Raw genomic sequence first — 14,976 nt, 5'->3', positions numbered from 1 at the left:
TCGGTCTTCCCAGTAACAGAAACCGGGTTTTTGGGATTAGTGAATCGGTGTTCTAAAATTTGTGCTCTTCTAATTATAAAATTTAGCGAAAAATGTAACAAAAAATACAAAAAAAGAATGAATCTGGAAAAAGTACGCAAATGCAGTTTTTGCGATCACAGCCAAAAGTAAAAATTTTTGCCAGACAAATCATGTTATGAGTAGCCGACAGTAAATATTTTTACTTAAAAAAATTTCCATTAAAAGAAACTTGTACGCTTGACACAGACACTCAGAGTAGTAAAATCTACAGAAATCAATAGGCATCAGGGTGAGAAAAAATTCAACTCAAGTGGAATAGAACTTTCTTTTTCTGACTTTTGATATCTACCAGATTACACTGTTCCAGGTTAGGATTATTAATTAGCGATGCCATTGTATTGGTAATCGATGTTGAATTTCTGAGATTTTATGGACAAAAGTCCACAAGACGGCAGTACTAACCTCCTCTGATCTGGCGAGTTTGTCTCCCAGCGCGGGGGAGGCATTCGGAGGTTTTATCATGCTCTTAGAAGATGTTCGCAATTCGGCTTTTGACATTGGCGACTTAAACCAACTCAAGTTGGATTTGAATAGTACACAACCCGTAGATGTGGGAGAGTACATTACACAATTGCCCAAACAAGACAGGGCGATCGCATTCCGTTTACTCAATAAACATCAAGCTATTGATGTATTTGAATATCTGCCTGCGGAAGTACAGGAAGAAATCATAAATTCCTTGCATGATGTTCAAGTTGCACAAATCATCGAGGCGATGAGTCCGGATGAACGCGCAGAATTGTTTGATGAATTACCGGCTGGGGTTGTCAAACGTCTGTTGCAAGAACTAAGTCCAGAAGAACGGCAAGCAACAGCAACGATTCTCGGCTATGCTGAAGGCACCGCTGGACGCGTGATGACAACTGAATACGTGCGGTTGCGAGATGGGTTAACTGTTGGAGAGGCTTTAAGTAAAATCCGCCGTCAGGATGAAGACAAGGAGACGATTTACTATGCCTACGTCACAGACGATAACCGCACGCTGATGAGTGTTGTCTCCCTACGACAGCTACTGTTTACCTTTCCTGAGGTTTTGATCACAGATATCGCTAGCACTCGCGTCATCAAAGTCAGAACAGAAATGCCCCAGGAAGAAGTTGCCCAAATCATGAAGCGATACGACTTAATCGCTGTCCCTGTGGTTGATCGAGAAGAGAGACTGGTGGGTATTGTCACGATTGATGATGTGGTCGATATTTTGGAAGAAGAAGCCACAGAAGACATTCAAAAACTCGCAGGTGTGAGTGGCGGTGATGAACAGCCTTTTTCGTCTCCTTTGGTAACTCTTCGCAAGCGCTTACCGTGGCTGTTTGGAGTTATGTTGCTTTATATTGGGGCGTCTAGTGCGATCGCCCCCTTTCAGGAGACCATAAAAATGGTGCCAGTGCTGGCTGTGATTATGCCGCTTTTCTCCAACACAGGCGGTACTGTAGGCATTCAAACCTTAACTGTGACAATTCGTGGACTTGGTGTTGGAGAACTAACACCCCAGGATACTTTCAAAATTCTCCGTAAGGAACTTCAAGCAGGACTGGGTACAGCGGTAGCACTAGGACTGACTATGATTATGCTTTCCTTGATTTGGGCACCACCTCAAGAACGTTGGGTGTCGTTAGTTGCAGGAACAGTCATGGCAACAAATACTCTTGTGGCTGTCACTTTAGGAACTTTACTACCAATGGGCTTGAAGCGACTAAAACTTGATCCCGCTTTGGTGAGTGGACCTTTAGTGACAACAATGCTGGATGCCATTGGTTTTGTGATTTTCCTAACCCTGATTTCTACGGCTTTGCATATTTTCCACTTAAAAGCATGAGCTAGACAAATCGACAAAAGAGGATGCAAAGCATTTTCCTTGTCGAAGGAAAAACGTGGAAAAAACGCTTAACCGTATACACACCAGATCGCTATTTACCTCACCCTCGCTTTTAGCTACGCTAAAATCTTTCCCTCTCCTTGAAGGAGAGCCAGTGCGTTGCGGAGAGCAGCGCCTTGCGGAGCCAGTACTGCAGGAGGGTTTCCCTCACTTGGTATCTGGCGTTGGGGTTCCCCCAAAGTCTGTCGGGGGAAGCTTCCCCCGACGAGCTTTGACCGTTGTGGCGACTGCGGGGGGTTCCCCCCGTTGTAGCACCTGGCGTGAGGGATGCTCGATAGGGCAGGGTGAGGTTAAGCGGATGCGCGGTGTTATGATCAGCTTTTCTTGACTAGTGTTTCACCACAGGAACTTCGCCTGGTTTATCGCGCGATACGCACAAGCTAAAGCCTCCGGCTTATCGCTCACCCTGCAAACTAGCTTTGCGCAGCAGCTAAGCGTCGCATACACTGGTATCAACAGGCTTTCATCACCAAGCGTAAAATGCCAGAAAACTCGCAAGACCAGAACACTCCCCTGACGCTGGAGAATTTTTGGAATATTCTTAATTCCAAACCCGTTAGTTTAATAACTCCTGGAGGTTTGGTTGTAGTTGCAGTTCATTTCGCACTAAAATCAGAATTGCGAAATACTGGGCTTTGCTTGCTTGCAGCTGTTGCTGTTTGGTTTGTCATTAAAATTGGTAACAAAATCGCTCCACGCATTGACAAATTACTGGACTGGATATTAAACAACGCTGAAATTCTACTTCAGAATCTGTGGGCAAAGCTGACTTCTCACTTTGAAGGCAAATACTATGAACGACTGGAGTTTGACTGTCGAGAGTATGAAACTCAGGGAATCAATCAAGAAACTTTGCTACTGGAAAATCTCTTTGTTCCATTGAAAATAGCGCCGAAAACCGTTGGTGATATTTCTCAGAATATCATTCAGCAACCAGGGGTGAACCCACTGGAGCAGCAAGAGATTGGCAACCTTTTAGTACGCATGACGCGTGATGATATTAAGTCAAGCTGCTTTGAATTATGCAACAGTTCCTGTACTTACGCTTGCTTATCAATGCAAGAAAGAAGCGGAACAAATTTCTTCTGAAAGTGTGCGACAACAGCTAGAAAAGAAGTTTGAAGAAGGACTAAAGTCTGAGAAACTAGATGAATTTACCCTGGCGGCGGAAGTCAGACTTGCTTCTCGCCTAAATGAATTAAATCATGACTTGAGCCAGAGCAATCGTGAAATTGATACCAGTTACATCACTCATGCAGAATATCAACTCTTTTGGAATGAAACAAATTCTCCCACCAACTCTCCCACCACTCCTGCTAACAAAAGAGACGTTGAACAACCCATCACTAACATCAACTTTTGGGATGCTAATCGTTTTTGTGCTTGGCTTAGCTTAAGAACTCGTAAAGAATTGGGAGAACCGGGAATCTGCTATAAACCAGCGACACAGGCAGAAAAGCAACAACATCCCTGCGAAGAAGATAAAAAGTACGCTGATAAAGAAGGAATTCGGCTCATCCGGTTTCAAGTACCAACTCGCTACGCACAACTAGCTTACTACCTTGCAGCAGGTGAGTGGAAAGAAGCTGACGAGGAAACTAATAAAGTTATGCTTGAGGTGGCTGGGGGAGAAAAACAAGGTTACCTAGAATTAGAGGACATCCGACAATTTCCCTGTGAAGACTTGAGAATCATAGACAAATTGTGGGTAGAGTACAGTAACGGACACTTTAATGTTAGTATCTAGCAAATACATTAGATATTATCTGAATTATCAATTGAGTTTATCACTCTCCCTTTATAACTATGACGCTCTTTATCAATTTCAGCAAAAATTTCTATTAACTCAGGTTGCTCTTTCCAAACTCCAAACAATTGATTGAGTCTTTCTAATCTCTCCTCATCTGTTAGAGGCTTTTGAACTTCAACATGTTTAGTGGAAGAAGGTTCTAAATCAACAATAATTTATGCTCCATCTGGTATACTATCCACTGAGTCTAATAGTTCAATGGTTTGACCGCGTTTAATTCCTCTAATTCTCATCTAATAAGTTCCTCTGGTAATGGTTATTAAGATGCGTAATGGTTTGCGTCTAACATATCCCACAGGAAAAATTTTCCAGCTTATTCAGGTTGTGGCTTTTGAAAAGGATATACATCTTTTATAGCTTGCACCCAACTATCAGACACAGATTCAAGAATGCATAGCCCTTTCCTAAAACAAACACAGACAAACACAGATAAATTATCTGCGTCCATCTGCAGTTCCAAAACTCAAAACCAAAATCTTGCCATCTACATCATCTTAGGTACAGAGATAAGACAAAAATTAGATTGATCGTTCACCTGTTCTAAACGCGAAGTCTTTAACCTATCAAGCCACTTTTGCAGAAAGACTCGATTCATTTTTTGCTCATCTGGATTTTGAGTATCCACTGGATGAGGCATAAGTCCCAAAATCGTTGCTGTAGTCACACAGAACATCGACTTTTGAAAACTTATACAAATTTGAACTCGCAAATCATCTTCTCCCCGACGACTGCGCTGATAAACTTCGTGCAAATAATCTGGAAGATAATGACGCATATCTTGCATCAACAAGGTAGGAGGAATACCCGCACCGCCAATTGGTAAAGGATCGGCATACAAAGCACCATATTGAAATCGAGATTGATCTGCGGGAATTTGATAAGCTTGGGCATTATATGAAACTGTGCCATGAAAAGCGGTTCCCCGGAAGAAAACTGCTTCTACATAAGGGATTGCTGTATCTGCAAGAAATGTCAAACCAGCAGATTTAGGAATGATATCGTAAACTTTATCCCGAATTTTAACGGCGTAGGTAATAGGCTTGTTGGCATCTGCTACCAAACCTGCTTTGACGTGTTCTACAACATCAGGAATACATTTAATTTCACCTTGATCGTAACGGTCTGATAAAGTGAGGAAAATATCAGCCATCACACGCCAAAATTGACCTAAACCCGTGGAGTAAGAACTGACACGCAACTGTTCTGTTAAGAAATCAGGGAAAAGTTGGTTAACTCCCTTGATGATAGGATTATTTTTAAATTTTGCTGCAATAACAGCTTGCGCTCTTTCTTCAAATTCTTTTGAATCTAAGTATTGATCCAACCCACCGCCACCATGCCATATCATCCCTTTCATGCAATATTCGGCATATTCATAATTAATTCTGTCATGCCACCAATGCCGAAATAGTTTCTTAAAAGAAAAGTCTCCATTAAAGTATTTCCAAAATTGGAAAAATACTAAAAATTGATGTTCAGCAACATAAATGAGATTTTTAGAGTAGGCATCTAAAACGATGCCGTAACTTTTCAGAATACCGACGACTTCTATCACATTTTCTTCGGTATCAGGAAGTAATGCCCCTCCTGACTCTAATCGCTCGATATATTCAAATAATGGATAGTTAACAGGTTTATCTTTTATGTTTACCATTGCTATATCTCCTACTTAAAATACATATTTAAAAGTTAGGTTTGTAGTATGCATTTGGGCACATCTTACAAACCTAAGAACAGTCTTTTAAGTTTTGGTTTTTTCCTTAACAAACGATACCGTTGCCACTGGGGTTGGTATATTAACCATCGTCGTCATTGTCGGTTCAGTCCAACGCACAAGCCAATTGGGTTGGACTCCAAAAATCACAATCAGCACAGCTAAAACGACAGCAGGAATACGATCGCCCCAAGAGACACGTGGCAAATTGACGACTTGTGCAGACAAACGCCCGAAAAAGCCACGGTTCATGAGAATTAAGAAGTAAACAGCAGTTAAGCCGGTACCTATCATCGCTAATAGAGTTTGGACTGGGAAAACTGCGAAACTGCCCCGAAAAATGATAAATTCGGAAATAAATCCCACCATTCCCGGTATACCAGCGCTAGCCATTACTCCCAAAACCATCAAGCTTCCAATCACAGGCATACCTCGTTCTGGGTTGAGGAGTCCCTGAAGAACTCCTAAATCACGGCTTCCTGTTTTTTTATAGACAATCCCTACTAATAAAAACAGCAGGGCTGAAATCAAGCCGTGACTAATCATTTGCATGATGCATCCCAAGACACTCAAAGGTGTTGCAGCTGCGGCGGCTAAAAGCACAAAGCCCATGTGTCCAATGGAACTGTATGCTACCATTTTTTTCATGTCGTTTTGGGCGATCGCACACGATGCACCATACAGCACGCTGATAACTGCCCACGTTGCTAAAACGGGAGATACATAACTCCAACCATTCGGCAACAAGTTCATCCCAAACCGGAGTAAGCCGTAAGTTCCCAACTTCAACAGTACCCCAGCCAATAATACAGAAATTGGTGTGGAAGCTTCAACGTGAGCATCTGGTAACCAAGTATGCAGAGGAACTAAGGGAATTTTGATGCCAAAACCAATTAATATTCCCAGCAAGAGTAAGACTTGTGTCTCTACAGACAAAACGCTAGTATTCAAGGCATCCAAAGCAAAGCTAGAAGCTCCACTCAGCCAAACCATGCCCAGAAAACTTGCTAAAATCATTATCCCAGAAACAGCGGTGTAAATCAAAAATTTAGTCGCTGCATAGCCGCGCCGTTCACCACCCCAAATCGCAATCAGGAAATACAGGGGAATCAGTTCGATTTCGTAAAACAAGAAAAATAGCAGTAAATCTTGTGCCATGAAGGCTCCAGTCACGCCAGCGTTTAACAGCAGGAGCAAACTGTAATAAAATCGAGGACGCGAAATATTTTCGTCAGTGCTGTCAATGGCGATCCAAGTCAACAAGCCATTTAATAGCAGCAAAGGTAATGACAGACCGTCTATTCCAAGATAATAATTTAATCCTAACGCATCTATCCAAGGTAGGAATTCGGTGAACTGTTTATTCATTTCCCCAGGATTAAACTGGCTTGCAATGACTATAGTCCACAAGAAAGCGATACTCGCAACAACCAAAGCGACTTTACGAGAAAGTTTTGCTGTTATGCCAAAAGGCAAGAAACCGAGTAAAGCCGCACCTAGTAACGGTATCAAAAGCAAAATACTGAGCATAGGCAACAACGTAGGTAAGGTGAACACAGAACAAGGGATTAGAATGGCAAGATATTCAGTAAGCCTAATGACCAGCTGACGAGAAAACCTAGGAGACTAACGCCTACAAGGATTGTCAATAGGTATCCTTGAGAACGACCAGAAATGCTGTACTTTAAGGTTTGTCCACCAAAAATTGTTGCAAACCCAATTAAGTTAATGAAACCATCTACCAGATAGCGATCGCTCCATGCTGAAATTTTAGAAAGCAGCGCGACTATACTAACGACTGTCACATGATAAAGTCGGTCAATGTAAAAGTCATAACCTAACAAGTCTTGCAAAAATCTCCAAGTAAGAACTCTAGATCTCGACCAAGCTTTGTGCAGATAGATGTTAGACCCTACCCCTATCCCCAGCACTCCAGAGGATACTAACAATGTCACGACAATCCAATTTATACTTTCCCAATCAGGTAAGAGATACCATTGTTGTAGCATCAGGGGTAATAACAAGGTCATTACCGTCAGCGTTACCATTGGCAATGCCATCTGCCAACCGACTTCTGGAGTGCGACGGGTCTTTGGTTGTGGCTGACCCCAAAATATTAAGCGAAATAGGCGTGTCAAATTTAATGCCGTCAAACTATTGACCACCACTAACACACCAATGACCCAAGGGCTAACCAAAGCCAAGCCATCAGCCCATCCTAACATCGCCCAAAAGCTTCCTAGTGGTAGCAGTGTCACCATTCCAGCAGAACCGACAACAAAAGCTGTGGTGGTTGCTGGCATCCTTGACCACAGACCCCCCATTTCGGTTAAATCTTGAGTATTGGTAGTAAATATCACTGCTCCAGAACTCATAAATAAGAGTGCTTTGGCAATGGCATGAGTCAGCAACAGCATCAAAGCTACTCCTCCTTGCTGCATCCCGACTGCCAAAAACGCTAACCCCATGTATGCACTTGTGGAGTGAGACATTGCTCGTTTGATGTCAATTTGAGCCAGTGCCACTAACGATGCACCAATTGCGGTGACTGTACCCATGATGATTAAAGCATTTAATGCAACTGGCGACAGCGCTAAAATTGGTTGTAGTTTAAACAGCACATACGCCCCACCAGCCACCACCAAAGAGTTTCGCATCACTGAAGCTGGGTTGGGACCTTCCATTGCCTCATCTAACCACAAATGTAGCGGAAATTGAGCGCATTTACCCGCAGGTCCTGCAATCAGCCCTAAACCTAACAAAGTTGATGTTGTTGAATTTAAATCTGCCGTCTGCGCCCATTCATACAAGTCAGAAAAGTTCAAGCTACCTGCTAGGGTGGAAAGTGTCACAACTGCCATCAGCAGCAACAAGTCTCCCACTCGCTTGGTCCAAAATGCATCTCGTGCTGCTGTGACGACTAAGGGTTGAGCATACCAGAAACCGACCAGCAAATAGGTGGAAAGAGTTAACATTTCCAGAAGGGCATAGCTGAGAAATAAAGAGTCACTGATAGCTAAGCCACACAGCGCTGCTTCAAAAAATCCCATCAGCCCAAAGAAACGTGCGATCGCCCAGTCCTTTTCCATATAACCAAGGGCGTAAGTTAATGCCAGTAAACTTAACCCTGTAATTAAAACTGTTGTCCCTACAGTAATTGACGAAACTTCTAAAGCAAAGGATAAGTCAAAATCCCCAGCTTGGAACCAGGTAAACAAAAAAGTTTGTGATTCTGTATTCCAAATATCAACGCATACGAACAAGCTGTGGAGAAAAGCCAAAAAGGTTGCCAGCCAGTTGATATAAGCGGCTGGTCTTGGTCCTGTGCGCCGAATTAATCCTATTGCCCACGGTAAAGTTAACAGGGCACCCATTAACCCATAAAAAGGTATACACCAACTTGTTGAAAACAGAATCTGATTCATTCAAATATTCCTTTTTGCTCCGATTAATAATTACTTTTTCAGTTTAGGAAATGATTTCTCCTATTCTCTACTTTTAAACATTATTTTTTTTATTATTAATTATTTCATTGTTTGTATCTCAAACACAAACAAAAATCTCATACAATTCATAATATCTTTTTTATTATCCTTACTTGTTTTTATTCTTACAGCATAATCTGATAACTCAAATCATCTAGTTGAGCAGGTAGATAATCAAAAATTATATACTTTTTTCTGATTGTCTTTACAAAGAGTAACAGCCAAGGAAGAACTGTCCTAACACTCCTTAAGTTTCGCGTCATTCCTCTTGAGGCAGAATTTGCACCTTTATTAACCTGTTTGCTGCAGATAGTATAAAAAAATTATAAAACAGAAGTGTCTGCTCTAGGAATCTATGAAGTTCGGTTGAGCAGAATTGTCGTTATCCAGTAATATTAATTTTTATTAATTGACTTTATTATAAACTATTATGGTAATTTATATTGTCAGGGACGCCAAGCTTTTCTATGCTTAATTTGGGAAAGGTTTTAGATCTCAAGATGAGCATCCCCGTAGAAAAATTTTCACCTGAGAGTACATATTGCACTAAATTTGTGGGAGTTATGCGATGCCAATTGCGGTTGGAATGATTGAAACAAAAGGGTTTCCGGCAGTCGTTGAAGCTGCTGATGCGATGGTGAAAGCCGCTCGCGTTACTCTAGTAGGGTATGAAAAAATCGGTAGCGCTCGGGTGACTGTGATTGTCCGAGGAGACGTTTCTGAAGTGCAAGCTTCTGTTGCTGCTGGAGTGGAAGCAGCTAGAAGAGTGAATGGCGGTGAGGTGCTGTCCACTCACATAATTGCCCGTCCTCACGAAAACCTGGAATATGTTCTGCCAATTCGTTATACCGAAGCCGTGGAGCAGTTCCGTACTTAGCAATTTTGGAAATTCATTCTTCAGTGCAAGGCTTAGATTAAGCGGCAAAAAGCAACTGAAGAACGAATCAAGCTTTCAGCCAACAGCCCAACTGCTGACGGCTTGAAAAATCTGAAATTGTTGGGGTTGTCGTATTGGGCTTTGGTTGTATTCAAATCTTAAAAACAAAGGATTTAAACTTATGTCAATTGCAGTAGGAATGGTAGAAACTTTAGGGTTTCCTGCGGTAGTAGAAGCAGCAGATGCGATGGTAAAAGCCGCCCGCGTGACTTTAGTTGGCTACGAAAAAATTGGTAGCGGTCGCGTAACCGTGATTGTACGGGGAGACGTTTCTGAAGTACAAGCTTCAGTTGCTGCTGGGGTTGAATCAGTCAAGCGAGTCAATGGTGGACAAGTGCTGTCTACCCACATCATTGCTCGTCCTCACGAAAACCTGGAATACGTGCTACCAATTCGTTATACAGAAGATGTAGAACAGTTCCGGGAGAATGTGAACGCAATTCGTCCCTTCGGCAACAGAAGACCATAACGTGTAATGCAAATTGCTAAAGTTCGCGGCACAGTAGTGAGCACTCAAAAAGATCCAACTCTGCGAGGTACTAAGCTACTGCTGTTGCAATTAGTAGATGAACAAGGACAAATTTTGCCAGAATACGAGGTGGCCGCTGATAGTGTGGGTGCGGGAATAGATGAGTGGGTACTTATTAGTCGTGGTAGTGCCGCCCGTCAAGTTATGGGTAACGAACAACGTCCAGTAGACGCTGCCGTAGTGGCAATAATTGATACAATCCACGTTCAAGACCGCGTGATTTACAGCAAAAAAGACCAGTATAGATAGTCATGATAGTTATGAGTCATTAGTGAGCCAAGGCTATGCACCGACATTTCCCCACGTTGGGGACTGGCAAGGTAGCGCGCCCTGTTTTGATAATTTCCCTCGTGCCGGCTCTGGCGTCCCTTGTCCCGCAGCGCGTGTCACGCCACTTGCTCTACTTGGGGAGCTTGGGACGAGCGCGTCTGGTAAACCCGAGTACGGGCAAGGCAGGGCTATTGAGATACCCGGAGGGCTATCCGGGGAGACTTCCAGTCTCGCTGCGATAGCCGAATGGTGTGCCGCAGGCATAGATCGCCAGTCAGCCTAAGTCGGGAGACCCACTTCCAGTGCTGGACTCACCCGTTCGGGGTTCGGCAGTTGCTCCTGGAGGAAACCACACCACATACTACAAGTCGGCACAGCCGACTTGTAGCAACTGACGTCCCGTTGTAGCACAAGCGCGTTCTCCCGACCTAGGCATGTGGCCTGCGCACTGCCTCACCAACGCAGTGGCTCAACGGATAGGTGCCTCAAGTTGGGAGACCCTTTCGGCAGTTTCTCATGGCGAAGCTAGTCCTATGAGCCGGCTAGCCCCGCAATCAGCGTAGCCGTGCTGCAGGGATAGGGGCGCGCTCGTCGTCGTAAACCGACACGCTCTTGCAAGGTAAACGCCAACAGTACTGGCTCTTGTGCAGGCGACTGGCTCTCCCTTTGGACTTTCCCATTGGGTCATTAACTGTAAACAGATGACTTTTGACTAATGAAACAGAGGAGGAATCTAGCGATGGCAGTCCGCAGCACGGCGGCACCCCCAACCCCGTGGTCAAAAAGTTTAGCTGAGCCAAACATCGATGAAACAGCGTTTGTGCATCCCTTTTCCAACATTATTGGGGATGTATTTGTAGGCGCAAATGTAATGGTTGCTCCGGGAACTTCCATTAGAGCGGATGAAGGCACACCCTTTTACATCGGTGAAAACACCAACATCCAAGATGGTGTCGTGATTCATGGGTTGGAGCAAGGTCGAGTCATTGGTGATGACCAAAATGAGTACTCTGTATGGATTGGCACCAATGCATCCATTACTCACATGGCGCTCATTCATGGACCAGCTTATGTTGGGGAAAATTCCTTCATTGGCTTTCGCTCCACGGTATTCAACGCCAGAGTAGGAGCAGGTTGCATCGTGATGATGCATGCTTTAATTCAAGATGTGGAAATTCCATCAGGTAAATACGTACCTTCAGGAGCAATAATAACGACTCAGCAGCAAGCGGATCGCTTACCAGATGTGCAAGCACAGGATAAACAATTTGCTCATCATGTGGTTGGGATTAATCAGGCATTGCGCTCTGGTTACATCTGTGCTGAGGATAGTATGTGTATAAATACTGTTCGGAAGGAATTGACAAAATCTTATACAAGCAATAATGGGTTTGAAAGGAGTAATGACGTGGCAAGAAGTAGCTTGGGTGTTGAAACAGTCGAACAAGTACGTTATCTGTTAAATCAAGGGTATAAAATTGGTACAGAACACGTAGATCAGCGGCGGTTCCGTACTGGCTCTTGGCAAAGTTGTACACCAATAGAAGCAAGATCAGTTGGTGATGCGATCGCAGCTTTGGAAGATTGTCTGACCAGTCACAGCGGCGACTACGTTCGTCTTTTTGGCATTGACCCCAAGGGTAAACGGCGCGTGTTAGAAACAATTATCCAACGCCCAGATGGAGTCGTAAATAATCCGCCTACTAACTTCAAAGGTCATACCAATCAAACAAACAGAAGCTATAACGATAAGAGTTACAGCAATAGCTACAGCAACGGCAGTGGTAGTGGTAAACTCAGTGGCGAAACTGTAGACCAACTACAACAACTCCTTGGCTCTGGTTACAAAATTGGTACAGAACACGTAGATGAGCGTCGCTTCCGTACAGGTTCATGGCAAAGCTGCCAGTCCATTGAAGTCACTTCCACAAGAGAAGCTGTTAGCGCATTGGAACAATGTATGGAAAATCATCCAGGTGAGTACGTACGCTTGATTGGTATTGACCCCAAGGCAAAACGGCGCGTATTAGAAAGTATTATCCAACGTCCTAACGGTCCAGTTGGCTCATCCGACAGTTATAAGTCTACAGCTAGTGCGCCAGCTAGTGGGGTGCCAGTAAATTATTCTGCCACATCAACAGGAACAGCAACCAGTAAACGCCTCAGTTCCGATGTAGTAGAACAGCTACAGCAACTCATCAATGGTGGGTATAACATTAGCGTAGAACATGTAGATCAGCGACGTTTTCGCATAAATTCGTGGTCAAGCGCTGGGCAAATTCAGACTCGTTCTGCACAACAAGCCGCAGCAGCATTAGAAAACTATTTAGATCAATACCAAGGGGAGTACGTGCGACTTATTGGTATTGAGCCAAAAGCTAAACGCCGGATAGTGGAAACAATTATCCAACGGCCATAAGACAAAACCACAAACAAACAAAAAGAACTGGGGACAAGGGGAAACAGGAGCGAATGAGCGGTGAAAAACTTCTCCCACTCCTTCAGTCTCTGGTTCCCTCACTCCCTCCTATTCAAAGGCTTCTGAGGTTACATATCATGTCTGTGCCGCCACTGCGCCCAAGTTATGACTTTGATTCTTATATAAGTGGCGAGGTGATAATTCATCCAAGTGCAGTACTTGCACCAGGTGTGATACTCCAAGCAGCTCCAAACAGCAAAATAATTATTGGTTCGGGTGTTTGTGTTGGTATGGGGTCAATTCTCCAAGTCCATGAAGGAACACTTGAGGTAGAAGCAGGAGCAAATCTGGGAGCCGGTCTTTTGATGGTTGGTAAAGGTAGAATAGGGGCAAATGCTTGTATTGGGGCAGCAACAACAATTTTTAATTGTTCTGTTGATCCGGGACAAGTCCTACCTGCGGGTTCTGTTCTGGGAGATACAAGTCGCCGTATTTCTGAATCTCCTACACAAACCGAACAAACAACCCAGGAATCATCCATAACTAACCCTACTTTCAGTACTACAGAGTCAGAAAATGGGACAGGTAGACAAAAAGGACAGGCAGGCAAGGAGGAATCATCTGCCATATCTCCCTCCTCATCTTCCTTATCCCCACCAGTTTCCACTCAAGACTCTCAAATCAGTAGTTACATTTATGGACAACAAAGCATACAAAAGCTGCTAGTTACATTGTTTCCCCATAAACAGTCGTTAAACAAACCTATATCTGACGGTGAACCTGAATAAGTGTTAATTGTTAAGTTGTCAGCAATTAAAAAAGCAACTAACAATTGACTACCCTGGAGAATTGAAATGGAGGCATACAGTCAAAGGTCTATAAGCAATATCCAGGCATCGCGCCGTCGAGACACACTCAGTGAAAGTGCGTTGGGATTAGTGTCTACCCGCAGTTTTCCAGCAATGGTTGGTACAGCGGATATGATGCTCAAAACCGCTGGAGTTCACCTCATTGGATATGAAAAAATTGGCAGTGGTCACTGTACTGCGATCGTCAGGGGTGGGATAGCTGATGTACGTCTGGCGGTAGAGTCTGGTGTGCAAACTGCTGAACAATTTGGTCAGTTGGTTTCTAGCTTGGTCATTGCCCGTCCTTATCCCAACCTAGAAGTGATACTGCCTATCAACAGCCGCCTGAGTGCACTTTCTCAAGACAGCTACAACCGCCTGAGCAACCAAGCAATTGGTTTAGTAGAAACGAGGGGATTTCCAGCGTTGGTGGGAGCTGCTGATGCGATGTTGAAAGCTGCCGATGTCCAATTGGCAGCTTACGAAAAAATTGGTGCGGGTTTGTGTACAGCCATTATTCGTGGGTCGGTGGCAAATGTCGCGGTGGCAGTAGAAGCTGGTATGTACGAAGCAGAACGCATTGGAGAGTTAAACGCAGTCATGGTCATTCCAAGACCATTGGAGGAATTAGAGCAAACCTTGCCAGTTGCAAGTTGCTGGATAGAAGAACGTCAACCGTTAAAGTTACCTATCAACATCAAGGAGCAAGTCGCAGAAACAGAGTTAGTAGAATTGCCAGATTTAACCAGGTTACCTCTAAAAATGACCGAAGAATGACTGCCAGTGAAAAAGTTAAGAGTTAAGAGCTAAGAGTAGCCAGTTGTGTAGACATTTCCCTGGTTAAGCAAACTGGCTTTGAAGAATGAGTCCTTTGTCTTTTGAGTTTACAAATGACCCTTCTGGTCTAGTCCGTTCGCCCTGGGGGCACGCACTTGCACAGGGAACACAGGCACACCCTATGGCTAACGCCACGCCTTACGGCTATCGGGAACGCCCGTCGCCGTGAG

At 43.9% G+C, this 14,976-nt stretch carries 13 protein-coding genes; 10 read left to right on the top strand and 3 right to left on the bottom strand.

Annotation, left to right across the window (positions count from 1 at the left end):
- Window positions 1-541: 541 nt before the first annotated feature.
- The 3 genes from mgtE (at window position 542) to AC5590_RS05335 (ending at window position 3,704) form a co-directional block, all read left to right on the top strand.
- Complete coding sequence (gene mgtE / locus AC5590_RS05345; protein ID WP_169268269.1) at window positions 542-1,897, top strand: magnesium transporter; 1,356 nt, start codon at window positions 542-544, stop codon at window positions 1,895-1,897.
- A 540-nt stretch (window positions 1,898-2,437) separates the two neighbouring features.
- Window positions 2,438-3,046, top strand: a complete 609-nt coding sequence (locus AC5590_RS05340) for a hypothetical protein (RefSeq protein ID WP_169268268.1) — start codon at window positions 2,438-2,440, stop codon at window positions 3,044-3,046.
- Entirely contained in the window at window positions 2,952-3,704 is a 753-nt protein-coding gene (locus AC5590_RS05335; protein ID WP_169268267.1) for a GUN4 domain-containing protein, read from the top strand. The genes AC5590_RS05340 and AC5590_RS05335 overlap by 95 nt, the downstream gene beginning before the upstream one ends.
- A 547-nt stretch (window positions 3,705-4,251) precedes the next feature.
- Here the strand turns inward: AC5590_RS05335 and AC5590_RS05330 are convergent.
- The 3 genes from AC5590_RS05330 to AC5590_RS05320 form a co-directional block, all read right to left on the bottom strand.
- On the bottom strand, window positions 4,252-5,421 hold the full coding sequence (locus AC5590_RS05330) for a CO2 hydration protein (RefSeq protein ID WP_169268266.1): 1,170 nt from the start codon (window positions 5,419-5,421) through the stop codon (window positions 4,252-4,254).
- Between the two features lie 87 nt (window positions 5,422-5,508).
- Window positions 5,509-7,011 carry an NADH-quinone oxidoreductase subunit M gene (locus AC5590_RS05325; protein ID WP_169268265.1) on the bottom strand — a complete coding sequence of 501 codons (1,503 nt, stop codon included), beginning with the start codon at window positions 7,009-7,011 and terminating at the stop codon, window positions 5,509-5,511.
- 38 nt (window positions 7,012-7,049) lie between these two features.
- Complete coding sequence (locus tag AC5590_RS05320) at window positions 7,050-8,906, bottom strand: NAD(P)H-quinone oxidoreductase subunit F (RefSeq protein WP_169268264.1); 1,857 nt, start codon at window positions 8,904-8,906, stop codon at window positions 7,050-7,052.
- Between the two features lie 628 nt (window positions 8,907-9,534).
- On the opposite strand from AC5590_RS05320, the gene AC5590_RS05315 reads away from it, so the two are divergent.
- The 7 genes from AC5590_RS05315 to ccmO all read left to right on the top strand — a co-directional run bounded on the left by AC5590_RS05315 (window position 9,535) and on the right by ccmO (window position 14,746).
- Window positions 9,535-9,843 carry a carbon dioxide-concentrating mechanism protein CcmK gene (locus tag AC5590_RS05315; RefSeq protein ID WP_015209255.1) on the top strand — a complete coding sequence of 103 codons (309 nt, stop codon included), beginning with the start codon at window positions 9,535-9,537 and terminating at the stop codon, window positions 9,841-9,843.
- Between the two features lie 181 nt (window positions 9,844-10,024).
- Window positions 10,025-10,372 (top strand): carbon dioxide-concentrating mechanism protein CcmK, encoded by a 348-nt coding sequence (locus tag AC5590_RS05310; RefSeq protein WP_048869679.1) that lies wholly within the window; start codon window positions 10,025-10,027, stop codon window positions 10,370-10,372.
- A gap of 6 nt (window positions 10,373-10,378) precedes the next feature.
- A complete protein-coding gene (ccmL, locus tag AC5590_RS05305; RefSeq protein WP_169268263.1) occupies window positions 10,379-10,681 on the top strand; it encodes a beta-carboxysome shell vertex protein CcmL in 303 nt (100 codons plus the stop codon).
- A gap of 22 nt (window positions 10,682-10,703) precedes the next feature.
- Window positions 10,704-10,985 carry a hypothetical protein gene (locus tag AC5590_RS05300; protein ID WP_169268262.1) on the top strand — a complete coding sequence of 94 codons (282 nt, stop codon included), beginning with the start codon at window positions 10,704-10,706 and terminating at the stop codon, window positions 10,983-10,985.
- Window positions 10,986-11,441: 456 nt separating this feature from the next.
- Window positions 11,442-13,121 carry a beta-carboxysome scaffolding protein CcmM gene (gene ccmM, locus AC5590_RS05295; RefSeq protein ID WP_169268261.1) on the top strand — a complete coding sequence of 560 codons (1,680 nt, stop codon included), beginning with the start codon at window positions 11,442-11,444 and terminating at the stop codon, window positions 13,119-13,121.
- A 137-nt stretch (window positions 13,122-13,258) separates the two neighbouring features.
- The gene (ccmN, locus tag AC5590_RS05290; RefSeq protein WP_169268260.1) at window positions 13,259-13,909 is read left to right on the top strand and encodes a beta-carboxysome scaffolding protein CcmN; all 651 of its coding nucleotides are present in this window, start codon (window positions 13,259-13,261) and stop codon (window positions 13,907-13,909) included.
- Between the two features lie 66 nt (window positions 13,910-13,975).
- The gene (ccmO, locus tag AC5590_RS05285; RefSeq protein ID WP_169268259.1) at window positions 13,976-14,746 is read left to right on the top strand and encodes a beta-carboxysome assembly protein CcmO; all 771 of its coding nucleotides are present in this window, start codon (window positions 13,976-13,978) and stop codon (window positions 14,744-14,746) included.
- Window positions 14,747-14,976 lie beyond the last annotated feature (230 nt).

Source organism: Brasilonema octagenarum UFV-OR1 (assembly GCF_963888615.1).
Taxonomy (GTDB): Bacteria; Cyanobacteriota; Cyanobacteriia; order Cyanobacteriales; family Nostocaceae; genus Brasilonema; species Brasilonema sennae.
Note: the sequence above shows the minus strand (reverse complement) of the source record. Positions and strands in the feature narration are given on the sequence as shown.

Coding starts and splice junctions, on each gene's coding strand:
- AC5590_RS05335 (WP_169268267.1), top strand. CDS start 2,952: ATGATATTAAGTCAAGCTGCTTTGAATTATGCAACAGTTCCTGTACTT.
- AC5590_RS05310 (WP_048869679.1), top strand. CDS start 10,025: ATGTCAATTGCAGTAGGAATGGTAGAAACTTTAGGGTTTCCTGCGGTA.
- AC5590_RS05340 (WP_169268268.1), top strand. CDS start 2,438: ATGCCAGAAAACTCGCAAGACCAGAACACTCCCCTGACGCTGGAGAAT.
- ccmN (WP_169268260.1), top strand. CDS start 13,259: ATGTCTGTGCCGCCACTGCGCCCAAGTTATGACTTTGATTCTTATATA.
- AC5590_RS05315 (WP_015209255.1), top strand. CDS start 9,535: ATGCCAATTGCGGTTGGAATGATTGAAACAAAAGGGTTTCCGGCAGTC.
- ccmO (WP_169268259.1), top strand. CDS start 13,976: ATGGAGGCATACAGTCAAAGGTCTATAAGCAATATCCAGGCATCGCGC.
- ccmL (WP_169268263.1), top strand. CDS start 10,379: ATGCAAATTGCTAAAGTTCGCGGCACAGTAGTGAGCACTCAAAAAGAT.
- AC5590_RS05330 (WP_169268266.1), bottom strand. CDS start 5,421: ATGGTAAACATAAAAGATAAACCTGTTAACTATCCATTATTTGAATAT.
- ccmM (WP_169268261.1), top strand. CDS start 11,442: ATGGCAGTCCGCAGCACGGCGGCACCCCCAACCCCGTGGTCAAAAAGT.
- AC5590_RS05320 (WP_169268264.1), bottom strand. CDS start 8,906: ATGAATCAGATTCTGTTTTCAACAAGTTGGTGTATACCTTTTTATGGG.
- AC5590_RS05325 (WP_169268265.1), bottom strand. CDS start 7,011: ATGCTCAGTATTTTGCTTTTGATACCGTTACTAGGTGCGGCTTTACTC.
- mgtE (WP_169268269.1), top strand. CDS start 542: ATGCTCTTAGAAGATGTTCGCAATTCGGCTTTTGACATTGGCGACTTA.